The organism is Paraconexibacter algicola (assembly GCF_003044185.1).
GTDB lineage: Bacteria > Actinomycetota > Thermoleophilia > Solirubrobacterales > Solirubrobacteraceae > Paraconexibacter > Paraconexibacter algicola.
Genome location: NZ_PYYB01000001.1, coordinates 650,422 through 671,512, shown reverse-complemented (window position 1 = coordinate 671,512; position 21,091 = coordinate 650,422). Strand labels below are relative to the sequence as shown.

25 protein-coding genes are annotated in these 21,091 nt (G+C 73.7%); 11 read left to right on the top strand and 14 right to left on the bottom strand.

Going from position 1 to position 21,091, the window contains the following annotated elements; all coding sequences use genetic code 11:
* Window positions 1-24: 24 nt before the first annotated feature.
* The 6 genes from C7Y72_RS03170 to C7Y72_RS03145 all read left to right on the top strand — a co-directional run bounded on the left by C7Y72_RS03170 (window position 25) and on the right by C7Y72_RS03145 (window position 6,235).
* Window positions 25-1,266: a DUF445 domain-containing protein gene (locus C7Y72_RS03170; RefSeq protein WP_199223841.1), complete on the top strand. Its 1,242-nt coding sequence runs from the start codon at window positions 25-27 to the stop codon at window positions 1,264-1,266.
* 55 nt (window positions 1,267-1,321) lie between these two features.
* Window positions 1,322-1,996, top strand: coding sequence for a M48 family metallopeptidase (locus C7Y72_RS03165; protein ID WP_107567155.1), 675 nt, complete (start codon window positions 1,322-1,324; stop codon window positions 1,994-1,996).
* 64 nt (window positions 1,997-2,060) lie between these two features.
* Window positions 2,061-3,305 carry an extracellular solute-binding protein gene (locus C7Y72_RS03160; RefSeq protein ID WP_107567154.1) on the top strand — a complete coding sequence of 415 codons (1,245 nt, stop codon included), beginning with the start codon at window positions 2,061-2,063 and terminating at the stop codon, window positions 3,303-3,305.
* Window positions 3,306-4,214 (top strand): carbohydrate ABC transporter permease, encoded by a 909-nt coding sequence (locus tag C7Y72_RS03155; RefSeq protein WP_107567153.1) that lies wholly within the window; start codon window positions 3,306-3,308, stop codon window positions 4,212-4,214.
* A 2-nt stretch (window positions 4,215-4,216) separates the two neighbouring features.
* Window positions 4,217-5,056, top strand: coding sequence for a carbohydrate ABC transporter permease (locus C7Y72_RS03150; RefSeq protein ID WP_233243701.1), 840 nt, complete (start codon window positions 4,217-4,219; stop codon window positions 5,054-5,056).
* Between the two features lie 12 nt (window positions 5,057-5,068).
* On the top strand, window positions 5,069-6,235 hold the full coding sequence (locus tag C7Y72_RS03145) for an ABC transporter ATP-binding protein (protein ID WP_107567152.1): 1,167 nt from the start codon (window positions 5,069-5,071) through the stop codon (window positions 6,233-6,235).
* Between the two features lie 29 nt (window positions 6,236-6,264).
* On the opposite strand, the gene C7Y72_RS03140 is transcribed toward C7Y72_RS03145, so the two are convergent.
* The 5 genes from C7Y72_RS03140 to C7Y72_RS03120 form a co-directional block, all read right to left on the bottom strand.
* The gene (locus tag C7Y72_RS03140) at window positions 6,265-6,600 is read right to left on the bottom strand and encodes a hypothetical protein (RefSeq protein WP_107567151.1); all 336 of its coding nucleotides are present in this window, start codon (window positions 6,598-6,600) and stop codon (window positions 6,265-6,267) included.
* 1 nt (window position 6,601) lies between these two features.
* The gene (locus C7Y72_RS03135; protein ID WP_107567150.1) at window positions 6,602-6,943 is read right to left on the bottom strand and encodes a hypothetical protein; all 342 of its coding nucleotides are present in this window, start codon (window positions 6,941-6,943) and stop codon (window positions 6,602-6,604) included.
* Between the two features lie 24 nt (window positions 6,944-6,967).
* Window positions 6,968-7,513: a GNAT family N-acetyltransferase gene (locus C7Y72_RS03130; RefSeq protein WP_107567149.1), complete on the bottom strand. Its 546-nt coding sequence runs from the start codon at window positions 7,511-7,513 to the stop codon at window positions 6,968-6,970.
* Between the two features lie 99 nt (window positions 7,514-7,612).
* Window positions 7,613-8,065, bottom strand: coding sequence for a DUF4334 domain-containing protein (locus tag C7Y72_RS03125; RefSeq protein ID WP_107567148.1), 453 nt, complete (start codon window positions 8,063-8,065; stop codon window positions 7,613-7,615).
* Between the two features lie 4 nt (window positions 8,066-8,069).
* Window positions 8,070-9,395, bottom strand: coding sequence for a citrate synthase (locus tag C7Y72_RS03120; RefSeq protein ID WP_107567147.1), 1,326 nt, complete (start codon window positions 9,393-9,395; stop codon window positions 8,070-8,072).
* 109 nt (window positions 9,396-9,504) lie between these two features.
* Here C7Y72_RS03120 and C7Y72_RS24110 point away from each other — a divergent pair, with 109 nt between their 5' ends.
* Together C7Y72_RS24110 and C7Y72_RS22670 are read left to right on the top strand one after the other, a co-directional pair.
* Window positions 9,505-10,092 (top strand): acyltransferase, encoded by a 588-nt coding sequence (locus tag C7Y72_RS24110; RefSeq protein ID WP_284690346.1) that lies wholly within the window; start codon window positions 9,505-9,507, stop codon window positions 10,090-10,092.
* Between the two features lie 95 nt (window positions 10,093-10,187).
* Window positions 10,188-11,453: a hypothetical protein gene (locus C7Y72_RS22670; protein WP_146175233.1), complete on the top strand. Its 1,266-nt coding sequence runs from the start codon at window positions 10,188-10,190 to the stop codon at window positions 11,451-11,453.
* Between the two features lie 75 nt (window positions 11,454-11,528).
* Here the strand turns inward: C7Y72_RS22670 and C7Y72_RS03105 are convergent, their stop codons facing one another.
* The 6 genes from C7Y72_RS03105 to C7Y72_RS03080 form a co-directional block, all read right to left on the bottom strand.
* A complete protein-coding gene (locus tag C7Y72_RS03105) occupies window positions 11,529-12,395 on the bottom strand; it encodes a class I SAM-dependent methyltransferase (RefSeq protein WP_158276605.1) in 867 nt (288 codons plus the stop codon).
* On the bottom strand, window positions 12,392-12,745 hold the full coding sequence (locus C7Y72_RS03100; RefSeq protein ID WP_107567144.1) for a hypothetical protein: 354 nt from the start codon (window positions 12,743-12,745) through the stop codon (window positions 12,392-12,394). Before C7Y72_RS03100 ends, C7Y72_RS03105 begins: the two co-directional genes overlap by 4 nt.
* Window positions 12,742-12,966 carry a hypothetical protein gene (locus C7Y72_RS03095; protein ID WP_107567143.1) on the bottom strand — a complete coding sequence of 75 codons (225 nt, stop codon included), beginning with the start codon at window positions 12,964-12,966 and terminating at the stop codon, window positions 12,742-12,744. Before C7Y72_RS03095 ends, C7Y72_RS03100 begins: the two co-directional genes overlap by 4 nt.
* Window positions 12,967-12,977: 11 nt before the next feature.
* A complete protein-coding gene (gene dcd / locus C7Y72_RS03090; protein WP_107567142.1) occupies window positions 12,978-13,565 on the bottom strand; it encodes a dCTP deaminase in 588 nt (195 codons plus the stop codon).
* A 63-nt stretch (window positions 13,566-13,628) separates the two neighbouring features.
* Window positions 13,629-13,898, bottom strand: coding sequence for a hypothetical protein (locus C7Y72_RS03085; RefSeq protein WP_107567141.1), 270 nt, complete (start codon window positions 13,896-13,898; stop codon window positions 13,629-13,631).
* Window positions 13,899-13,975: 77 nt separating this feature from the next.
* Window positions 13,976-15,274: a S8 family peptidase gene (locus C7Y72_RS03080; protein ID WP_107567140.1), complete on the bottom strand. Its 1,299-nt coding sequence runs from the start codon at window positions 15,272-15,274 to the stop codon at window positions 13,976-13,978.
* A gap of 224 nt (window positions 15,275-15,498) precedes the next feature.
* Here C7Y72_RS03080 and C7Y72_RS03075 point away from each other — a divergent pair, with 224 nt between their 5' ends.
* Window positions 15,499-16,077 carry a TetR/AcrR family transcriptional regulator gene (locus C7Y72_RS03075; RefSeq protein WP_107567139.1) on the top strand — a complete coding sequence of 193 codons (579 nt, stop codon included), beginning with the start codon at window positions 15,499-15,501 and terminating at the stop codon, window positions 16,075-16,077.
* 62 nt (window positions 16,078-16,139) lie between these two features.
* On the top strand, window positions 16,140-17,804 hold the full coding sequence (locus C7Y72_RS03070) for a right-handed parallel beta-helix repeat-containing protein (protein ID WP_107567138.1): 1,665 nt from the start codon (window positions 16,140-16,142) through the stop codon (window positions 17,802-17,804).
* On the opposite strand, the gene C7Y72_RS03065 is transcribed toward C7Y72_RS03070, so the two are convergent.
* From C7Y72_RS03065 to C7Y72_RS03055, 3 genes are all read right to left on the bottom strand, one after another.
* Complete coding sequence (locus C7Y72_RS03065; protein ID WP_107567137.1) at window positions 17,797-18,228, bottom strand: cupredoxin domain-containing protein; 432 nt, start codon at window positions 18,226-18,228, stop codon at window positions 17,797-17,799. The genes C7Y72_RS03070 and C7Y72_RS03065 overlap by 8 nt on opposite strands.
* 106 nt (window positions 18,229-18,334) lie before the next feature.
* The gene (locus tag C7Y72_RS03060) at window positions 18,335-19,033 is read right to left on the bottom strand and encodes a ferritin-like domain-containing protein (RefSeq protein ID WP_154733448.1); all 699 of its coding nucleotides are present in this window, start codon (window positions 19,031-19,033) and stop codon (window positions 18,335-18,337) included.
* Between the two features lie 114 nt (window positions 19,034-19,147).
* Window positions 19,148-20,080 carry a PfkB family carbohydrate kinase gene (locus tag C7Y72_RS03055; protein WP_107567135.1) on the bottom strand — a complete coding sequence of 311 codons (933 nt, stop codon included), beginning with the start codon at window positions 20,078-20,080 and terminating at the stop codon, window positions 19,148-19,150.
* 28 nt (window positions 20,081-20,108) lie between these two features.
* On the opposite strand from C7Y72_RS03055, the gene C7Y72_RS03050 reads away from it, so the two are divergent.
* Window positions 20,109-21,062, top strand: a complete 954-nt coding sequence (locus C7Y72_RS03050; protein WP_107567134.1) for a quinone oxidoreductase family protein — start codon at window positions 20,109-20,111, stop codon at window positions 21,060-21,062.
* Window positions 21,063-21,091 lie beyond the last annotated feature (29 nt).

Genomic DNA, 21,091 nt, shown 5'->3' with positions numbered 1-21,091 from the left:
GAACCGTACCTTCCAGAGCCCCCCATGAACGACCTCCACGAGACCGACGAATCCCGCCTGCGCGGCCTGCGACGGATGCAGGCGGTGGCGCTCGGCCTGCTGCTGCTCGCCGCCGCCGTCTACGCGCTGACCTTCGGGCAGGACGGCGCGCTCGGCTACGTCAACGCCGCCGCCGAGGCGTCGATGGTCGGCGCCGTCGCGGACTGGTTCGCGGTGACCGCGCTGTTCCGTCACCCGCTCGGGCTGCCGATCCCGCACACGGCGCTGATCCCGCGGCGCAAGCAGCAGCTCGGCCGCAGCCTCGAGTCGTTCGTCACCGAGAACTTCCTCACCGCCGAGATCGTCCGCGACCGCGTGCTCGACGCGGAGCCCGCCCGTCGCGCCGGCACCTGGATCGGCCGCCCCGAGAACGCGGCGCGCGTGGTGCGCCGCGCCGCGCCGACGCTCGCCCGGGGTCTCGACGGCCTGCAGGAGGACGAGGTCCGCGCGATCGTCGAGCAGGCCGTGCTGCCGCGCCTGGCCAACGAGTCGCTGGCCCCGGTCGTCGGGCACGTGCTCGAGCGGGTCCTGGACGACCGCGCCCACACGGTCGTCGTCGACCTCGTGATCGTCGAGACGCACGACTGGCTCGTCGACAACGCCGACACGGTCACCGAGCTCGTCACCGACCGGCTGCCGGAGTGGTCGCCGCGGTTCGTCGAGCGCGGCGTGTCCCGTCGCGTCTACCGCGAGTTCGTGCGGTTCGTCGCCGAGATCCGCGACGACCCGCACCACCGGGCGCGCGCCGCCGCCGACGAGCTGCTGCGCCGCCTCGCCCGCGACCTGCAGCACGACCCGCGCACCCGCGCCCGGGCCGACGAGCTCAAGCGCCGGATCCTCGCCGGCCGCGCCGCGGCCGACGCGGCGACGTCGCTGACGCTCTCCGTGCGGGAGGCGCTGACCGCCGCGCTGCGCGACGAGCGCGGCGCCCTGCAGGAGCGCGCGAGCGTCCTGCTCGCCGACCTCGGCGCCCGGCTCCTGGCCGACGACGCGCTGCGCGCCCGCGTCGACGAGCGCACGGCGGAGGCCGTCACGTCCCTCGTCGACACCTACGGGGCCGAGCTGACCACCGTCATCACGCACACGATCGACCAGTGGGACGGCGACGAGGCGGCGCGACGGCTGGAGCTGATGGTCGGCCGCGACCTGCAGTTCATCCGCATCAACGGCACCGTCGTCGGCGGCCTCGCGGGCCTGCTGATCCACGCGCTGTCCGAGCTGCTCTGAGCGCCCGCGCGACGGGCGCGGGCCCGTCGGCGCCGGGTCGTACCCTTGCGGGCCCGTGGCGTCCCGGCCCTCGCACGACATCCCGTACACGATCCGTCGCTCGCCGCGGGCGCGGCGCGTGCGGGTGACCGTCGACCCGCGGGAGGGCGTCGAGGTCGTGCTCCCGGCCCGGGCGCGGGAGGCCGAGGCGGAGCGCGCGATCGTCGAGCTGCGCCCGTGGATCGAGCGGCGCCTGGCCGAGCAGGCCGCGCTGCTCGCGCGGTTCGAGCGGCCGCCGGGCGTCGTCCCCTACCTCGGCTTCGACCTGTGGCTGCGTGAGGAGCCGGGCCGCACCCGCGTGCACCGTCGCGGCGACGTGCTGCTCGTCCCGCCCGCCGCGGCCGGGCAGCGCGACGCGCTCGAGCGCTGGTACCGGCGCGCCGCCCGCGGCGAGATCGGGCCGCGCGTCGACGCGGCCGCCACGCGCCTGGGGCGGACCGTCACGCGGCTGACGATCCGCGACCAGAAGACCCGCTGGGGCTCGTGCACCTCCGACGGGGCGCTGAGCTTCAACTGGCGGCTGCTGCTGGCGCCCGAACCGGTCCTCGACTACGTGATCTGGCACGAGGCGTGCCACCTGGTCGAGATGAACCACGGCCCGCGGTTCTGGGCGCTCGTGGCCCGGCACTGCCCGGGCTACCGCGAGCCGCAGCGCTGGCTGAAGGCCAACGGCGCCGGGCTGCACCTGTAGGCCGGGCGCCTCGGCGCGCGATCCGCGTTCGCCGCCGCGATGCGCCGGGTACCGAGCGGCAGGCATGCGCCGGGTCACCGCACTCACCCTCGTCCTGCTCGCCACCGTCGCGCTGTCCGCGTGCGGGTCGGGCGAGGACTCCGGCTCTCGCACCCTGACCTGGTTCATCGCCAAGCAGCCCGGCGGTGCGCTCGACGTGCTCGCCGACCGCTGCAGCCGGCAGTCCGACGGCCGCTACCGGATCCGGCTCGAGTACCTCCCCAGCCAGGCCGACCAGCAGCGCGAGCAGCTCGTCCGCCGCCTCGGCGCCGAGGACGACACGATCGACATCATCGGCGCCGACGTCGTCTGGACCGGCGAGTTCGCGAACGCCGGCTGGCTGCGCCCCGTTCCCGCCGCCCGGCGCGCGACGCTCACCCGCGGCGTCTTCGACAGCGTCCGCCGGACGGCGACCTTCGAGAACCGCCTGTACGCGGCGCCGCTGTGGTCCAACACGCAGCTGCTCTGGTACCGCAAGGACCGGGTCGACCGGGCGCCGCGCACCTGGGACGAGCTGCTCGACGAGGCCGACCGGCTCGGCGACGACGGGGTCGTCGCGATCCAGGGCTCCCGCTACGAGGGCCTCGTCGTGCTGGCGAGCGCGCTGATCAACTCCGCCGGCACGCGCGTCCTCGACGGTCCGGACCGCCTCGGCCTGCGGCGCGCCCCGACCGTGCGCGCCCTGGAGATCCTCGCGCGCCTCGCCCGCACCCACGGCACCGCCGACATCGACACCTCCGACGAGGACTCGGCGAGCAAGAGCTTCGAGGCGGGCACCGCGACGTTCGAGCTGAACTACCCGTTCGTCTACCCGGCCGCGAAGGCCAACGCCCCGGCCGTGTACGAGCAGATGGCCGCGGCGAAGTACCCGCGCGTCGACCCCTCGCGGCCGAGCAACCCGCCGCTGGGCGGCTTCAACCTCGGCGTGTCGTCCTACGCGAAGGACCCGGACCGCGCCTGGGACGCGATCGAGTGCCTCGTCTCGTCGCGCAACCAGCTCGAGGTCACCAAGCGCGAGGGCCTGCCGCCCGTGCGCCCCGACCTGTTCGACCGTCGCACGGTGAAGGACGCCTACCCGGGCTTCGCCCGCACGATCCGGGAGTCGATCGAGGACGCGGAGCCGCGCCCGTCGGAGTCGCCCGCCTACCAGGACGTGTCGCTGGCGATCCAGCGGGCGCTGCACCCGCTGACGAAGCTCGACCCGGCCAAGGCCTACGACGACCTGCGCGAGAAGGTCCAGCAGGCGATCGACCGCGAGGGGCTGCTGTAGATGGCCCGCGCGTCGGGCCCGAAGCCGGTCCTGTCCGAGCGCGCCCGCGCCGAGCGGCGGCTGGGCCTGCTGCTGTGCGCCCCCGCGGTGGCGGTGATGCTGCTCGTCACCGCGTACCCGATCGGCTACGCGGTCGTCCTCTCGCTCCAGGAGAAGGACCTGCGCTTCCCGGGCGAGGGCGGCTTCGTCGGCCTGGCCAACTACGTCACGGTCCTCACCTCGGAGCTCTGGTGGACCGCGCTGTTCAACACGGTCGTGATCGCGGTCGTGTCGGTGGCGATCGAGCTCGTGCTCGGCCTCGCGCTCGCGATGGTCATGCACCGGGCGATCTTCGGCCGCGGCGTCGCGCGCACCGCGGTCCTGATCCCGTACGGCATCGTCACGGTCGTCGCCGCGTTCGCGTGGTTCTACGCCTTCGACCCGTCGGCGGGGTTCGTGAACGGGCTGCCGTTCGTCGACGACGACAAGGCCTGGTTCGGGGAGCGGTTCTCCTCGATGGTCGTGATCGTCATGGCGGAGGTCTGGAAGACCACGCCGTTCATGGCGCTCCTGCTGCTCGCCGGTCTCACCACGATCGACGAGAGCCTCTACGAGGCGGCGAAGGTCGACGGCGCGAACGCGTGGCAGCGGTTCACGCGGATCACGCTGCCGCTGATGCGGCCGGCGATCCTCGTCGCGCTGCTGTTCCGCACGCTGGAGGCCTTCCGGGTCTTCGACTCGATCTTCGTGATGACCCGCGGCGCGCAGGACACCGAGTCCGTGTCGATCCTCGGCTACAACCAGCTCATCTCGCGGTTGAACCTCGGGCTGGGCTCGACCGTGTCGGTGCTGCTGTTCGTCCTCGTCGTGGCGATCGCGGTCGTCTTCACGCGCGGCCTCGGCACCCAGGCCCCGGGCCGGGAGGTCTAGCCGTGCGGTCCACCGGTCGCGAGAAGCTCTTCTGGACCGTCGGCCTCGCGGCCGTGCTGATCAGCGCGCTGACCCCGGTCCTGTGGCTGCTGATGCTGTCGTTCAAGACGCCCGCGACGGTCGGGGACGGGCGGCTCGTCCCGGCGCAGTGGACGCTGGACAACTACACGACCCTGTTCGAGGGGGGGCTCGACTCGCCGCTGCTGCGACCGCTGATCAACTCGATCCTCATCGCGCTGATCGCCACGTCGATCGCGATCGTGCTCGCGTCCTTCACCGCCTACGCGATCGCGCGCCTGGAGTTCCCGGGCCGTCGCGCGATCCTCGCCGGCGCGCTGGCGATCGCGATGTTCCCGCCGATCTCCACGGTCGGCCCGCTGTTCGACATGTGGCGGGCGCTGCACATCTACGACACGTACCTCGGGTTGATCATCCCGTACCTGACGTTCGCGCTGCCGCTGGCGATCTACATCCTCGTCGCGTTCTTCCGCGAGATCCCGTTCGACCTCGAGGAGGCCGCCCAGGTCGACGGCGCCACGCCGTTCCAGGCGTTCCGCAAGGTGATCGTGCCGCTCGCCGCCCCCGGCATGTTCACGGCGGCGATCCTCGTCTTCATCTTCTGCTGGAACGACTTCGTCTTCTCGATCTCGCTGACCTCGTCGGACGCGTCACGCACGGTCCCGGCGGCGATCGCGTTCTTCACCGGGGAGTCCCAGTTCACCGCGCCGACCGGCAACATCGCCGCCGCCGCGATCCTGGTGACGATCCCGATCATCGTCTTCGTCCTGATCTTCCAGCGCCGGATCGTGGCGGGGCTCACGTCCGGCGCCGTCAAGGGGTAGGTGGCAGCACACATGGCCGGCATCACGCTCGATCGCGTCAGCAAGGTCTACGACGACGGCTACGAGGCCGTCAAGGAGGTCTCGCTGGAGATCGCCGACGGGGAGTTCGTGATCCTCGTCGGGCCCTCGGGCTGCGGCAAGTCCACGGCGCTGCGGATGATCGCGGGACTCGAGGACATCACCAGCGGCGAGCTGCGGATCGGCGACGAGGTCGTCAACGGCCGGGCGCCGAAGGACCGCGACATCGCGATGGTCTTCCAGAACTACGCGCTGTACCCGCACATGACGGTGCGGGACAACATGGGGTTCGCGCTGAAGCTCGCCGGGGTGGCGAAGGAGGAGATCGACGCGAAGGTCACCGAGGCCGCGAAGGTCCTCGACCTCGACGCCCACCTGGACCGCAAGCCGTCCCAGCTCAGCGGCGGTCAGCGCCAGCGCGTCGCGATGGGCCGCGCGATCGTCCGGGAGCCGAAGGCGTTCCTCATGGACGAGCCGCTCTCGAACCTCGACGCGAAGCTGCGGGTGCAGATGCGCACGGAGGTCTCGCGGATCCAGGCGCGCCTGGGCACCACGACGGTGTACGTCACGCACGACCAGGTCGAGGCGATGACGCTGGGCGATCGCGTCGCGGTGATGCGCGCCGGCGTGATCCAGCAGGTGGACGCGCCGCGGGTGCTCTACAACGAGCCCGCGAACCTGTTCGTGGCGGGCTTCATCGGCTCGCCGGCGATGAACTTCTTCGCCGCGGACGTGACGGACGGCCGCGTGGTGCTGCCGTTCGGGGAGGTGCCGCTCCCGGACCGTCTGCGCGGCGTCGGCGACCGGCACGTCCTGGTCGGGATCCGGCCGGAGTCGTTCGAGGACGCGGCGCTCGTCGGCGAGCACCAGGAGGGCGCCGCGTTCACGTTCACCGAGACGATCGAGCTCGTCGAGTCGATGGGCTCGGAGCTCTACGCGTACTTCACCCACGAGAGCGGCCGGGCGGAGAACGAGGAGCTCGCCGACGTCGCGGCGGACGCGGGCCTCGGCGAGATCCCGTCGGCCGCCGACACGGGCCGTGTCACGGCGCGCCTGGCGCCCGAGTCCGAGGCGCGCGAGGGGCGGCCGCTGGAGCTGTGGCTGGACGTCGAGCGCCTGCACCTGTTCGACCCGGACACGGGGCGGCGCATCACGGGCTGATCGTCCCGGACGGCGGGCGTCCCGGCCGCCTAGGCGCCGAGCGCGCGCCGCAGCGCCCGGTAGGCGTCCTCGCGGCCCTGCGGCGCGACGGGCTGCTTGCGCACCCGGCCGGTCCAGGCCTGCGCCGAGCCGTCCCCGCGCACGTCGATGCCGGCGTGGCGCGGACCGCCGCGCAGCTCGCCGCGCACGACGACCTGGGCCTCGGGCGCGTAGTCGCGGCCGAGCACGGTCGTGTCGCCGGTGCGCCCGACGGCGGTGGCGGTGGCGCGCAGCTCGCGTTCGAGGACCGCGAGCGCCTCGTCGAGGTCCGGGCAGGGGTGCTTGTGCACCTTCCCGCGCACGCGGACGACGACGGTCAGCGCCATGTCAGCCGGCGCCGTCGGTCCGCTGGTCGGTGACGACGGGCGCCGCGCCGGGCTCGACGTCCTCGTCGGGGTCGACCTCGGGCGCACCCTCCGACAGGGCCCGCCGCCGGGGGATCCGGGCGGCGGCTGCCGCGGCCCGGTCGGCGACGGGCTTGGCCGACGCGCCGATGATCCGGCGCTCGGCCGCGCTCATGTCCGGCCACGCCGCGCGCAGGGCGGCGAGCGCCGCCTCGGCCTCGTCGAGCAGGTCGCGCGCGTGGGTGAAGACGCCCTCGTCGAGGGCCTCCTCCGCCTCGCCGATCTTCAGGCCGGCCTCGGCCAGCAGCTTCAGGTGGGCATCCATGGGGACGCCGACCCTAGCGGCCGCTCAGGCGGCGGCGAGCAGCTCGGGGATCTCGGCGCGCGGGCGGGTGCGCTCGGTGCCGAGGTCGAACACGAGGCGGACCTCGCCGCCGTCGCGGCGGATCTCGAGCACCGGCCCGGCGTTGCCGAAGAGGCGCTGCGCCCCGGTGTTCTCGGCGAGCATGATCGCCACGAAGCGGCGGATGCCGCGCTCGCGCCCGGCCTCCATCAGCAGCTCGAGCAGCTCGCGGCCGACGCCCTGGCCCTGGAACGGGTCACCGATCGTCATGGCGACCTCGGCCGCCTCCGGGTCGTCGGTCTGGCGGACGAACCGCGCGACCCCGACGAGCGTCGAGGGGTCGTCGGCGAGGACGGCGACGAGCGCCTCGTGGTCGACGTGGTCGACCTCGGTGAGATAGCGCAGCTCCCCGGCGGAGAGCTTGTTGCGGGTGGAGAAGAACCGCAGGTACGACGACTCGCGGGACAGCTGCGAGACGCCCCAGGCGATCAGGGCCTTGTCGTCGGGACTGACCGGCCGCACGAGGACGCGCCGGCCGTCGCGGAGCGACATGAAGCGATATCCAAGAAGTTGCGCGAACACCTACCCAACGGTACGCCGATCGGGGCGAACGTGTGTGCGTGCGGTCACCGACTGACGCCGGCGTCAGCTTCAGGCGCGCGTGAGCCAGAAGAAGAGCGGCGCGTCGCCCTTGCGGTCCATCAGCCCCAGGACGGTCCGCTCGTCCACCCGGCGGAAGTGGTCGAACACCGGGTGCTTGTCGTAGACCATCGTCGCGGTGACGACGCCGCGGTGCTCGACCGCGCGCAAGGTCGCCGCGCCGAGGATCGGGTTCGCCTCCCGGCCGCCGTCGGCGGTCCGGCAGACGATCGGGTCGACGTCGTCGCGACCCCGGAACGACTTGCCGGCCCACCCGAGCGCGCCGAGCTGCTGCTCGCCCGGGTGGCCGGTCACGATCACGCCGCCGTCCCACTCGCCCAGCATCTCCTCGCAGTCGACGGCGTCGAGCGCGTCGAAGAGGGCGTGGGCGTCCGCGACCGGCACGGGGGTCCCGCCGGCGGCGAGCTCCCGGAACCGGTCGGCGTGGGCGGCGGAGGGGGCCATCGGCCTAGCGGTCGCCGATCGGCACGTAGTCGAGCGTGCGGCCGCCCGTGTAGATCTGCCGCGGGCGGGCGATCTTCTGCTCCTTGTCCTGCGTCATCTCCAGCCACTGGGCGATCCAGCCGCTGGTCCGCGGGATGGCGAACAGCACGGGGAACATGTCGACCGGCATCCCGAGCGCCTCGTAGATGAGGCCCGAGTAGAAGTCGACGTTCGGGTAGAGCTTGCGGGAGACGAAGTACTCGTCCTCCAGCGCGATCTTCTCGAGCTCGACCGCGATGTCCAGGAGCGGGCTCGTGCCCGTGACCTCGAACACGTCCTCGCACGCCTTCTTGATGATCTTCGCGCGCGGGTCGTAGTTCTTGTAGACGCGGTGGCCGAAGCCCATCAGGCGCTCGTTGCCGTTCTTGACGCCCTCGACGAACGCCGGCACGTTCTCGAGCGTGCCGATGCGGCGCAGCATCCGCAGCACCGCCTCGTTGGCGCCGCCGTGCAGCGGGCCGTACAGCGCCGCGACGCCGGCCGCGACGGCCGAGTACGGGTCGACCTGCGAGGAGCCGACCGCGCGGACGGCGCTGGTCGAGCAGTTCTGCTCGTGGTCGGCGTGCAGGATGAAGAGGATGTCGAGCGCGCGCTCGATCCGCGGATCGGGCTGGTACTTCAGCTCGGTCATCTTGAACAGCATCCCGAGGAAGTTGCCCGGGTAGTTCAGGTCGTTGTCGGGGTAGACGTACGGCATGCCGCGCGCATGGCGGTAGGCGAACGCGGCGAGCGTCGGCATCTTCGCGATCAGCCGGACGACGTGGCTGTAGCGGATCTCCGGGTCGTCGATCTTGTTGGCGTCCGGGTAGAACGTCGACAGCGCGCCGGTCGTCGCCAGCAGCATCCCCATCGGGTGCGCGTCGTAGCGGAAGCCCTCGCAGAACTGCTTGAGGTTCTCGTGGACGAACGTGTGCGTCGTGATCTGGTAGGTCCACTCGTCGAGCTGCTTCTGGTTCGGCAGCTCGCCGTGGATGAGCAGGTAGGCGACCTCGAGGTAGGTCGACTTCTCCGCCAGCTGCTCGATCGGGTACCCGCGGTACTCGAGGATGCCCTTGTCGCCGTCGATGTAGGTGATCGACGACCGGCACGACGCGGTGTTCATGAACGCCGGGTCGTAGGTCATCATGCCGAAGTCGTCGTCGTTGACCTTGATCTGCCGAAGGTCGATCGCGCGGACCGTGTCGTCGGTGATCTCGATCTCGTACGTCTTGCCGGTCCGGTTGTCCGTGATGCTCAGCGTGTTCTGGCCGGTGCCTACGCCGGCGCCGTCCTGCTGGGTCTCGGTGCTCACTGACGTGCTCCTTCGGGGTCTCTCTCGGGGTCAGCCGCATACTAGTCGGCGTGGATAGCCTTCCCGCGCGATGGCGGCTCAATCTCCCTCTTCTACGGATCGGCGCGGGGTGATCGACCACGCGGCGCGCGACCGCGGCCTGTCGTGGCGGCAGCGCTGGCGGCGGCGCCGGCGGATCCCGCCGTTCGGCGCGTTCGGCGCCGGGTCGACGATCGGCTGGCCACGCACGGTCACGCAGCCGGAGTGCGTGTTCATCGGGGCCGACGTGCACCTGGGCGACTACACGTGGTTCGCGCTGACGCAGGACCGCTCGGTCCAGGTCACCCAGGGCGATGCGGTGCCCCGGCAGGCGTTCGACCCGCGGCTGACGATCGGGGACCGCACGCGCTTCGGGCGCGACCTCACGATCGCCTGCCTGGGGGAGGTGACGATCGGCGCCGACGTGCTCGGCGGCGACCGGATCCTCATCGGCGACACCTACCACGACTACCGGGACCCGGACACGCCGGTCGCGCAGCAGCCGATGGCCGCGCCGCGGCCCGTGCGGATCGAGGACGGCGCGACGCTCGGCACCGGCGTGATCGTCAACCCGGGCGTGACGATCGGGGCTGGCGCGGTGGTGCGTCCGGGCTCGGTGGTGACGAAGGACGTGCCGCCGGGCGCGCACGTCGGCGGCAGCCCCGCGCGGCCCGTCTGAGGACGCCCGCGCCCCGTCGCGCGGGCGCGCGCGGACGTCGCGCATCGGCGGTCGCTCGACGCCGCGCGCGCGAACCCGCGATCATCGGAGCCGTCATGAGCGTCGAGGATCCCCAGACCACCCCGCCCGCCCCCGACGAGCCGGCCGGCGAGACGCCGTCGGCGGACGCGGCCGCCGCGCCGCAGCCGCCCGCCGCCGAGGTGCCGCAGCCGGCCGAGCCGGCGCCGCCCGCGGAGGCGCCGACCCCGGTGGTCCCCGAGACGCCCGTCCCGGCCACGCCCGCGGAGCCCGCGACGCCCGCGGAGCCGGTGCCGAGCGTGCCGGAGCCCGCCCCGGCCGAGGTGCCGACGCCCGACCCCGCCCCGGTGCCGGAGCCCACCCCGGCCCCCGAGCCCGCCCCCGCTCCCGAGCCCACCCCGGCCCCCGAGCCGACCCCGGAGCCGGCGCCCGCGCCCGAGCAGGCCGCCCCGGCGGCGGAGGGCGACGCCCCCGCCGGTGACGCCCCCGCAGCCGGCGAGCAGCGCGGGCAGTCCGTCGCCGAGATCCAGGCGATCTCCTCGTCGGTCGACCCGTCGATCCCGACGCGGCCGATCGCCGTCGCGCGGCCCGGCGAGCAGCCGCGCCTGCGCGGCGCCGGCAAGAAGGCCGCCAAGGCCGCCCGCAAGCCGGGCCAGCCCGGGCAGCCCGGCGGTGGCAAGCGGCCGCGCCCGAAGCGCCCGCCGATGAAGCCGATCGAGGGCCCGCTGCCGTTCGACGACCTGCGCGACGCCGGCCGCACGCTGCTCGAGCAGTTCGGCGGCCGCCGCGCCTGCCGCGACGCGGTCACCGCGCTGCACCAGAAGGAGCGCGACACGTTCGCGAAGATGCTCCGCGAGGCCGAGGACTGGCGCAAGGAGCTGCGCCGTCGCGGCGGCGGTGCGCTCGCGCACCGCGCCCTGGATCGGGCGCTCGCCTACCAGGTGCTCGCCACGGCCGAGAACCTCGACGTCTGCTTCGCGCTCCTCTCCAAGGAGGAGGCCGCGGAGGTCGCCGCCCTGCAGCCCGCGCCTCAGGGGCGCGGCGGTCGCGGCGGTCCGCGCCGCGGCGGGCCCGGCGGCGACCGCGGTGGCCGCGGCGGCGGCCGTCCCGGTGGCGACCGCGGCGGTCGTGGCGGCGACGGCTTCGACCGTCCGCGCCGTCCGCGCCGCGACGACAACGCCGAGCCCGAAACCTACACGTTCGCCGACGAGAAGCCGTCGAACTCCCCGTTCGCCGGCCTGCAGATCGTCGACGCGGCCGCCGCCAAGGAGGCCGAGAAGAAGGAGCGCGAGGAGCGCCGCAAGAAGGAGCGCGAGGAGCGCATCCAGCGGCGCGGCTACTAGCCGGTGCGCGTCGCCCGGCGCTCCGGCGCCGGGCCGCCACGAGCGGCCACGCCCGTCACCGGGCGGGCCCGGGCGCTACCGCTGCGGCGTCGCCCGCACCGCGGTGTGCGGGATGCCCTTCAGGCGGATGACCACCTTCTCGCGGCCGCCGGCCGTGAGCAGCTCGCGCCAGGTCGCGCGCGACAGGACGGGCGGCTTGGGGTGCGAGGCGCCGATCGGCAGGAAGTAGATGCCGGTCTGCTCGACGATGTCGAACCCGGCCGAGCGCACCATGCGGCGGAACGCGGCCGCGTTGGGCTGCCACCACCACGACTGGTCCAGGCCCTCGAGCCGGGCGCTGGGCGTGCGCGGGCGCAGCAGCGACGGGAGCAGCTCGATCGTGTCCGCGATGATCGCCTCGCCGGAGCAGACGCTGCGCAGGGCGCTGAGCGCGCTGACCGGGTCGCGCAGGTGCAGCAGCAGCGAGCCGAGGAAGACGACGTCGAAGGTGCCGTGGACGGCGGGGTCGAGGTCGTAGACCGAGCAGTCGATCCGCTCGACCTTCGAGTCCAGCGCCTCCTTCGCCAGCCGGAACCCGGCCGCGTCCTTCTTGTACTGCTCGAGGTAGGCGAGCCGGTCGGCGTCCCGGTCCAGGCGCAGGCGCGCCTCCGGCGGCCAGTCCCAGCGCGACGGGTCGTCGAGGTCGATCGCCGTCACCGACGCCGCGCCGCGGCGCTCCATCTCGAACGCCCAGAACCCGTCCCAGGTGCCGACGTCCAGGCAGCGCTTGCCGTCCAGGCGGGCGGGGAGAGGGACCTTCGCGACCGTCGGCCGCGTGTCGAAGTGCCCGGCGGTCTCGATCCCACCCGGGAGATCCAGCGTGTGGTACCAGCTGAGGGCGGCAGCCCGCTCGGCGAGCGTCGCCTGGGCCGCTGCCGCGGTGGTGCCGTTGGTGGTGCTCATCGCTTCTCCCATCGATCCTTCATCTTGCGGCCGAACCGCTTTGCGCGGCGGACCGATGGTGCCATCTCCACGCGCGCCTTGAGGCGCGACTGCGCGTCCGGGAGCGCCGCGACCTCCGCCGCGTCGATCGACAGCGTCACCGCGCGCTCGGCGATGTGGTCGACCTCGGGCGCGTCGACGAAGATCCGGCGGTCCGCGGTGTCGACCTCGATCCCGTCGAACAGGTTCTCGCGGTCGAGCTCCAGGACGCGGCGGACCTTGCCGATCTCGACGCCGTCGGACGTGCGGACGACGGTGCCCCGGCGGAGCACCTTGAAGCTGATCGCCGGGCCGTCGTCGCGCCCGGTCACGCGGTGATGATCACGGCCGCCATCGCGGCGACCACGAGCACGACGGCCGTGCCGATCGTGGCGCGGGCGGCGCCGTCGGTGCCCGGGAAGTCGGGACGGGACATGCCGAGACCGGAGAGGAGCACCGCGAAGACGGCGAGGGCGGATCCCAGGACGTAGAAGAGCGTCTTGGACGTCTCCTCTGCTCCCTCGGTGGTGGCGATGGTGAGCAGTGCGTGCATGGGCGGCGAGACTAACCCACCGAGGACTGCGCGGGGCCGCCTTCGTAGCGGGACTCCGTCGCGTCGACCTGGCCGTGGTAGTGGCTGCCGAGCTCGGGGTGGCCGTACGGGCGCTCGGCGGGCCGGTCGAGCGTCATGAACGACAGCTGCGCGATCGGCTTGCCCGGCCACAGGACGATCGGCACGCGCGTGAGGTTCGTGATCTCGAGCGTCAGCGTGCCCTTCCAGCCCGGATCGACGAACCCGGCGGTCGCGTGCACGATCAGGCCGAGGCGGCCGAGCGAGCTCTTGCCCTCGATCCGGGCGACGAGGTCGGCGGGCAGCTCGACCCACTCCTCGGTGCGGCCGAGGACGAACTCGCCCGGGTGGATGACGAACGACTCGCCCTCCTCGCAGGTGACGAGCTCGGTGAGGTTCGTCGGCGGCTCCGCGAGGTCGATCGCCGCGACCCGGAAGTTGTGGAAGACGCGGAAGGTGTTCCCGAGCTTCAGGTCGACGCTGGCGGGCTGCACCATCGTCGGGTCCCAGGGGTCGATGCGCACGTGGCCCTCGTCCACGAGGCGCCGGATCGTCCCGTCGGAGAGCACGGAGGCGGTCATCGGCTGAAGTGTCGCACCCCGGGCGGACCGGGGCGGCGTCGAAACGTCCGCAGTTTGCGGGGCTCAGCCGCGGCCGCCGACACGGCGCCGCGCGACCGCGGGCGTCCGGGTGCGCGGGGGCGAGGGCAGCGGCGGGTCGCCGTGCGGACCGCGGCGCGGCGGGCGCGGGCGGGAGGAGGGGCCCTCGGGCAGCGGGGGCGTCTTCGTGCCGCCGTCCTCGCCGTCCGCCGGGGCCGGCTCGTCGACGTCCTTGATCGCCCGCCAGACGATCCAGAAGAGCGCGGCGATCGGGAGCTTCAGCACGACCATGAGGAAGAAGAACGTCCAGCCCACGTGCCCGAGGGTACCCGGGTGCCCTCGATCGATGGGGAAACCGGGCGCGCCGGGGGCGGGGCGACGGCGCGCGCCGGTCAGGCGGCGCGCACCGGCACGACCCCGGGCAGCAGCGCCCGCGACCGCGCGCCGCGCGAGGAGCGGGCCAGGCGCGCGCTGCGCGCCTGCAGCCGCGAGCGGCGCAGCTCGTGGGTCGCCTCGGCCTTCGCGTCCGCGGTGGCGGCGGCGAGCGCCTTGGCCTGCCGGTCGCGCTCCTGCGTCGCGGAGGCGGTCGCGGTCGGCGTCGTCCGCGCGCCGGTCGTGGTCGGCGCCGGCGCCGCGGCCCCGGGGGCCCGCCAGCGGTCGGCCGGGATCACGCGCCGCAGCGCGCCGGCGGCGTCGAGCGTGCCGCCCCCGATCGGCAGGACGGTGCGCCGCGCGCCGCCGACGACCGCGTCGCGCAGGGTGCGCCAGTCGGCCGTCGGGGCGACGCTGGCGACGAGCGTCGCGACGCCCGCGACCATCGGCGAGGCCATCGAGGTGCCGGTGCGCCACTCGTAGTCGCCGCCCAGCGCCGTGGAGAGGATGAGGTCGCCGGGGGCGGCGAGGTCGACCGGCGAGCCGAAGCTCGAGATCGACGCGAGCAGTCCCTCGACCGTCGTCGCCGCGACCGACACGACGTTGTCCAGCGGCGAGGCCGCGGGCCAGGAGGGCAGGATCGCCAGGTCGCGGTGCTGGTTGCCGGCCGCCGCGACCACGAGGATCCCGGCGTCCTGCGCGCGCTGCAGCGCGTCGTCGAGCACCGGGCTGCGCTGGTTGCCCGCGAGGCTGAGGTTGATGATGCGCGCGCCCTTGGAGATCGCGTAGTCGACGCCGCGTGCGACCCCGCCGGTGTCGCCGCCCGCACCGCCGTCGAGGACCTTCACGGGCATGATCCGCGCCCGCCACGCGACCCCGGCGGTGCCGATCCCGTTGCCGCCGCGCGCGGCGATGATGCCCGCGACATGTGTCCCGTGCCCGTTGTCGTCCTGCGGGACGCCGTCCCCGCTCACGACGTCGGCGCCGTGGACGTCGTCGACGTAGCCGTTGCCGTCGTCGTCGCGGCCGTTGCCGGGGATCTCGCCGGGGTTCGTCCAGAGGTTGTCGCGCAGGTCGGGGTGCGTGAGGTCGATGCCGGTGTCGAGGATCGCCACCACCACGTCGCCGCCGACGGTCTGGTCCCAGGCGCTGTCGATGCCCATCGGCGCGTCGCCGTCGAAGGCCCAGACGTCGGCCAGGCGCGGGTCGTCGGGCCGGACCGCGAGGGCCGGGGTCGCGGCGAGCGCGCAGACGACGAGCGTGACGAGGACGTGCAGGACGGTGCGCAGCGGCGCACCGACGCGGGAGCGGCGGAGCATCGGGTGCCTCCTTGGCGTTCGATGGGCGACCGTCCGTGGTCGCCGTGCTCCGGGGATCGGCGGGGGCGCCGCGGGCCCTCCAGCGTCCCGTCCGTGGGATGGACATGTGACGTAGGACGCAGATCCCCACTTCTTCGGGGTGGTCCGCGACCCCCTTGAACGCGTATCCTTGTCGCGGTTCCAACCGTTCCCCAACTTCTTCGAGCAACGAGGTCAGCAACCAGATGTCCGAGATCGCCAGCGCCACCGCCGTCAGCCGTGGTCGCCGTGCCGACGCCGTGCGCAACGCCAGCGCCATCGTCGACGCCGCCAGCCGCGTCCTCGCGGAGAACCCGTCGGCCTCGGTGCAGGACGTCGCCGTCGCCTGCGGCCTGCACCGCGCGACCGTCCACCGCCACTTCGCCTCGCGCGACGAGCTGATCCACGCCGTCCGCATCCAGGCGTTCCGCGAGACCCAGGTCGAGGTCGAGCGGCTCGCCGCCGACGAGTCGCTCGCCCCGATGGCGGCGCTCGAGAAGATCGCGCTCGCGCTCTTCGACGTCGGCGACCGGTACCGGATCTACCGCTTCACGACGATGCTCGGCCCGGGCATCGACGACGAGCGCGCCGACGTCCACGCCCCGATCGCGGTCGTGATCAAGCGCGCGCAGAAGGCCGGCGAGCTCCGCAAGGACATCACCGGCGCGATGCACGTCGCCGCGTTCGGCGGCCTCGTCTTCGGCATGCTGCCCGAGATCGCGGCGGGCACCGTCGGCCAGAAGAAGGCCGCGCGGATCGTCATGTCGATCATGCGGGGCGTCTAGCCCGACGCCGTCCCGCGGGACACGGCGCCCCCGGGCACCGTGCTCCGCCATCATCCGCGGCGATGCGTGCGCTTCCCGCCCTCCTCGCCCTGCTGACCTGTGCCGCCGTCCCCGCGACGGCGGCTGCGGCCAACCGCGACGTCACCCCCGGCGACAGCGTCCAGGCGGCCGTCGACGCCTCCGCGCCGGGCGACACCGTGACGCTGCTCCCCGGCCAGCACGCCGGCCCGGTGCTCGTCGGCAAGGACCTCACGCTCACCGGGGCGGGTGCCACCCTCTCCGGTGGCTCCCCGGTGGTGCGGGTGAGCGGCGCCGACGTCACGCTCGACCGCGTCGCGGTCGCGAGCGGCGCCGCCACCGGCGTGCGCGTCGACGGCGGAGCGGTCGCCACGCTGCGCGGCGTGTCGGTCACCGGCAGCTGCGGACCCGCGTGCCCGCCGCCCGCCGATCCGCTGGCGGTCACGGACGCCGGTGTGCGCGTGGTCGGCGCCTCCGCGGCGCTCGTCGGCGTCGCCGTCAGCGGGCACGCCGTGGGCGTCCGCGCGGCCGGAGCCGACCGCCTCGACGTCCTCGACGGCCGTCTCGCCGACAACGGGGCCGGGATCCAGGTGCTCGACGCCGAGGCCGGCGTCGGTCCGGCGGCGACCCAGGCCGTGGTCTCCGGCACCGCGATCACCGGCGGCGGACGCGCGGTCGAGGTGCGCGACACCGCGACCGGCGCCCCGCGACCGACCGTGACCCTGCGCGCCGACCGCATCGTCGGCATCGCGGGCACCGCGGTGGTCGCCGACGTGCCGGTCGACGCGCGCGGCGTCTGGTGGGGCTGCAACGGCGGCCCGGGCAGCCCGGGTTGCAGCACGGTCGACCCGTCGGTCGACGCGGCCTCGCCGCTGGTCCTGCGGCTCGCCGCCGGCCCGGGAGCGATCGCCACCGGCGGCGCCCGCGCGGCGCTCACCGCCGACGTCGTCCGCGACGCGGGCGGCACGGCCCTCGGGGCCGCGTTCCCCGACGGCACCCCGATCGCCTTCACGACCGATCTCGGGACGGTCACCCCCTCGTCCGCGGCGACCAGCGCGGGGGCGGCCGCCGCGGCGCTCGTCTCCGGCGAGCAGCCGGGGACCGCGACGGTCACCGCGACGCTCGACGGGCAGACGGTCGCCGCGCCGGTGACCGTCACGGCGCCGCCCGCCGTCCAGCCCGCCCCGCCGGCCGCGACCCCGACCCCGGCCGCGACCCCGACCCCGGCCGCGACCCCGACCCCGGCCGCGACGCCCACGGCCGTCCCGACCGGCGCGGAGTTGCTGGCCGCCGCGCGCAAGGCGATCGGGCGCAAGGTCTTCCGCCTCACCCCGACGCTCACGCCCGGGGTCGGCTACGTCGACCGGGCCGCGCGCAGCGGCGCCGGCACGATCACGGTCCCGAACCGGGACGTCGTCTCGCTGATGGTGCTCGCCTGCCCCGGGGTCGCCTGCGACGCCGGGATCAGCGCGCGCGTGCTGCGGACGGGCCGCACCGGGCGCCGCCTGACCTCCTACGCGCTGCGCCGGGCGACCTTCTCGCTGCAGGCGGGACGCCAGCGCGTCGTCGCGGTCCGCTTGACGAAGGCGCAGCGGCAGGGGATCCGGCGGGCGCGCACCGCGACGATGTCGGTCACCGTCGCGGTCTCCGCGCCCGACGGGCAGCGCAGCAAGCGGACCCTGCGGCTGCGCCTGCGGGTCGCTACTTGACGATGATCCGCCCGACCATGCTGCCCGGCGCGAACGAGCCGTCGGGCTCGGACTGGGCGTGGATCGTGCAGATGTAGGTGTAGGTGCCGGCCTTCGTGATGGCCGCGGTCGTCACGGTGCCCTTGGTGCGGTTGGACGCGGTCGCGCGCGACCGGCCGTTGACGACGAGCTTGAAGCGCTTGCTGCCGACCGGGGTGACGTTGTGGACGATCCCGTTGTCCGCCCAGCGGAAGCGGACCTTGCCGCCCTTGGAGATGCGCACCGTCTTCGGGGAGAAGGCGACGCCCTGCATGGTCACCGTCTTCGTCGCGGCGGCCGACGCGGTCGGGGTGGGCGGCCCGTCCTGCGCGGACGCGAGGGCGACCGGGACGAGCGCGGCGGCCGCGGCGCCGGCGAGGAGGGCGTGACGTGCGTGACGGGTCATGTCCATCACTGCGTGCGCGACGGCGCACCGGATCACGGAACGACGGAGGCCGTCGCGCCCAGGGCGCGACGGCCTCGCCGTTCCGTTCCGTTCCGGTACTGCGGTGCTACGACTTGAAGTACGGCGAGAGCGCCGTGGTGGCCTGCGCCAGCGTGACCGTGTCCGGCAGCGACTTCGTGACGCCCTTGCCACCGGTGGCGAAGGAGAAGAAGCCCTGGTGCGAGGCCTCGTTGGCCGCGACCTGCGCCGCGACGAGGGTGGTGGCCGCGTCGAGGGCGCCCGACTTGATCGCGCCGAGGTAGGTCGACACGAACGCGGTCTCGAGCGCGAGCGCGAACTTCAGGACGGCCAGCGGCGAGGCGACGGCCGACTTGGGCACCTGGAACTGCGGGACGGTCGGCTTGGCCGAGCCGAGCGCGTTGCCCAGGAAGTCGCGGTGGTCCTGCTCGTTCTTGAGCGCGGCCTTCAGGTACACGGCGTTGCGGCCCGTGAAGAACTTCTGGCCCTTCTTCACGCCGGTCCGCGAGTTGCTCTTGGCGAACTTCAGGCCGGCGCCCGCGGTGTAGACGAAGACCGCGAGGTTCTCGGCGATGAACGCCGTGTCGAGGATCTCCTTGGCGGTCGGGCCGGACGACTGCGCGTAGGTCGGCGTGGCCGAGGCCAGGACCGAGCCGCCGGCGACGAGGGCGAAGCCGCCACCCGCACGGCGGAGGAACTGCGCGCGGTTGGTGCCGTCCCAGTTGCGGAGATCGAGGTTGGGCGCGTCCTCGACCAGATGGTCGACGGCCTTGAGGTGATCGGTCAACGGACCCTCCGAAGGTCTGATGGTGTGTGGAACCTGCGGAGGGGCGTGCGACGAGGGACCGCCGCCGGTTCAGCGACGATCCCAAGCTGGCGCGAACGAACTCGCGATCGAGGTTTAGCCGCGGAGGGCGACGGGCGTGGCGTCGAACGCCGTCATGCCCTGGAGATCCGCGACGCGCGCCGCGATCTCGTCGCCGGTGAGCCGCTCGACACGCTCGGTCCCGAACTCCTGGACGTTGAACGAGGCGATCGCCGTGCCGTAGGCCATTGCGCGCTTGAGCACGTCGTGGGTGATCTCGCCCTCGGTCGCCGCGATCGAGCCGACGAAGCCGCCGGCGAACGTGTCGCCCGCGCCGGTCGGGTCGACGACGTCGGTCATCGGGTAGGCGGGCAGCGCGAACACGCCGTCGGCGGTGTAGAGCGCCGCGCCGTACTTGCCCTGCTTGCCGACGACCGCCTTCAGGCCCCAGCCGAGGATCTCCTGCGCCGCGCCGTAGGTGGTGGGCTTGCCGGTGAGCTGCTCGAGCTCCTCGTCGTTGAGGATCAGGCAGTCGACCGCCTTGATGGTCTTCTCGAGCGACTCGCGCGCGATGTTGATCCACAGGTCCATCGAGTCCAGGGCGGTGAAGCGCGCCTTCGTGCACTGCTGCAGGACGCCGTACTGGAGGTCGGGCTGGATGTTCGCCAGGAACAGGACGTCGGCGTCCTGGGCGGCCTGGGAGAGCTTCGGGTCGAACGTCTCGAAGACGTTGAGGTCCGTCTCCAGCGTCTCGCGCGAGTTGAGGTTCTCCCCGTAGACGCCCTTCCAGAAGAACGTCTTGCCGCCCGCGACGTGCTCGACGTCGTCGGTGTTGATCCCGCGCGTGCGCAGGGTCTTCCACGCGGCGTCGTCGAAGTCGTCGCCGACCGGACCGACCACGCGGATCTCGTCGAAGAACGACGCCGCGAGGGCGAAGTGGGTCGCGGCGCCGCCCAGCATGCGCTCGCGCTCCCCGAACGGCGTCTTGACGCCGTCGAAGGCGATGGATCCGACCACGGTCACGCTCATAGGCGGGCGAGGCTACCGTTCACGCCCTATGCGCGCCGTCCAGCAGACCGAGTTCGGAGGACCCGAGGTCCTCCACGTCGTCGACCTCCCGATCCCGGAGCCCGGCCCCGACGAGGTGCTCGTCGAGGTCACGACGATCGGCATGAACTTCGCCGACACGCACACGCGCGAGAACTCCTACGTGCAGAAGGCCTCGCTGCCGCTGATCCCCGGGGCGGAGGTCGCGGGCATCCGCCAGGACACCGGTGAGCGGGTTGTCGCGATGACCGGCGGCGCCGGCGGCTACGCGCAGTACGCGGCGGTGCGCAAGGACCGCTGCTACCCGATCCCCGACGGCGTCGACGACGGCACCGCGCTCGCGCTGCTGCTCCAGGGCCTGACCGCGTGGCTGCTGTACGACCAGGGCCACGTGCGCGAGGGCGAGAGCGTCGTCGTCATCTCCGGCGCCGGCGGCGTCGGCTCGCTCGCCGTGCAGCTCGGCCGGCCGCTCGGCGCCGGGCGCGTCATCGCCACCGCCTCCAGCGAGGACAAGCGCCGGCTCTGCCTGGAGCTCGGCGCCGACGCCGCGACCGACACCGACGCGGAGGGCCTGACCGAGCGGATCCTGGAGGCCAACGGCGGCGAGCCGGTCGACGTCGTGTTCGAGATGTCGGGCGGCGCGGTGTTCGACCGGTGCCTCGACGCGCTCGCCCCGTTCGGCCGGATGATCGCCTACGGGATCGCCTCCAAGGACCAGAACGAGGTCCGCACCGGCAAGCTGCTGCGGCGCTCGCTCACGGTCACCGGCTTCTGGTTCGGGCACTGCCACGACAAGCCCGGTCTCGTCGCGCGCGCCCTCGACGACCTGTACGCCCACGCGGCCGCCGGACGGCTGCGCGTCGTGGTCGGCGAGACGTACGCGCTGAGCGACGCGCGACGCGCCCAGGAGGACCTCGTGGGCCGTCGCACCCAGGGCAAGCTGCTGCTCGACCCGCGACGCTGAGGCCCACCCCGCAGGCGGGAATGCCGCCC

Excerpts from the sequence above, each read along its gene's own strand:
- C7Y72_RS03160 (WP_107567154.1), top strand. The coding sequence starts at position 2,061 with ATGCGCCGGGTCACCGCACTCACCCTCGTCCTGCTCGCCACCGTCGCG.
- C7Y72_RS03155 (WP_107567153.1), top strand. The coding sequence starts at position 3,306 with ATGGCCCGCGCGTCGGGCCCGAAGCCGGTCCTGTCCGAGCGCGCCCGC.
- C7Y72_RS03105 (WP_158276605.1), bottom strand. The coding sequence starts at position 12,395 with ATGAGCACCACCAACGGCACCACCGCGGCAGCGGCCCAGGCGACGCTC.
- C7Y72_RS03080 (WP_107567140.1), bottom strand. The coding sequence starts at position 15,274 with ATGCTCCGCCGCTCCCGCGTCGGTGCGCCGCTGCGCACCGTCCTGCAC.
- C7Y72_RS03125 (WP_107567148.1), bottom strand. The coding sequence starts at position 8,065 with ATGGCCCCCTCCGCCGCCCACGCCGACCGGTTCCGGGAGCTCGCCGCC.
- C7Y72_RS03135 (WP_107567150.1), bottom strand. The coding sequence starts at position 6,943 with ATGGATGCCCACCTGAAGCTGCTGGCCGAGGCCGGCCTGAAGATCGGC.
- C7Y72_RS03055 (WP_107567135.1), bottom strand. The coding sequence starts at position 20,080 with ATGAGCGTGACCGTGGTCGGATCCATCGCCTTCGACGGCGTCAAGACG.
- C7Y72_RS03145 (WP_107567152.1), top strand. The coding sequence starts at position 5,069 with ATGGCCGGCATCACGCTCGATCGCGTCAGCAAGGTCTACGACGACGGC.
- C7Y72_RS03130 (WP_107567149.1), bottom strand. The coding sequence starts at position 7,513 with ATGTCGCTCCGCGACGGCCGGCGCGTCCTCGTGCGGCCGGTCAGTCCC.
- C7Y72_RS03140 (WP_107567151.1), bottom strand. The coding sequence starts at position 6,600 with ATGGCGCTGACCGTCGTCGTCCGCGTGCGCGGGAAGGTGCACAAGCAC.
- C7Y72_RS03075 (WP_107567139.1), top strand. The coding sequence starts at position 15,499 with ATGTCCGAGATCGCCAGCGCCACCGCCGTCAGCCGTGGTCGCCGTGCC.
- C7Y72_RS03065 (WP_107567137.1), bottom strand. The coding sequence starts at position 18,228 with ATGACCCGTCACGCACGTCACGCCCTCCTCGCCGGCGCCGCGGCCGCC.
- C7Y72_RS03170 (WP_199223841.1), top strand. The coding sequence starts at position 25 with ATGAACGACCTCCACGAGACCGACGAATCCCGCCTGCGCGGCCTGCGA.
- C7Y72_RS03070 (WP_107567138.1), top strand. The coding sequence starts at position 16,140 with ATGCGTGCGCTTCCCGCCCTCCTCGCCCTGCTGACCTGTGCCGCCGTC.
- C7Y72_RS03050 (WP_107567134.1), top strand. The coding sequence starts at position 20,109 with ATGCGCGCCGTCCAGCAGACCGAGTTCGGAGGACCCGAGGTCCTCCAC.
- C7Y72_RS03095 (WP_107567143.1), bottom strand. The coding sequence starts at position 12,966 with ATGCACGCACTGCTCACCATCGCCACCACCGAGGGAGCAGAGGAGACG.
- dcd (WP_107567142.1), bottom strand. The coding sequence starts at position 13,565 with ATGACCGCCTCCGTGCTCTCCGACGGGACGATCCGGCGCCTCGTGGAC.
- C7Y72_RS22670 (WP_146175233.1), top strand. The coding sequence starts at position 10,188 with ATGAGCGTCGAGGATCCCCAGACCACCCCGCCCGCCCCCGACGAGCCG.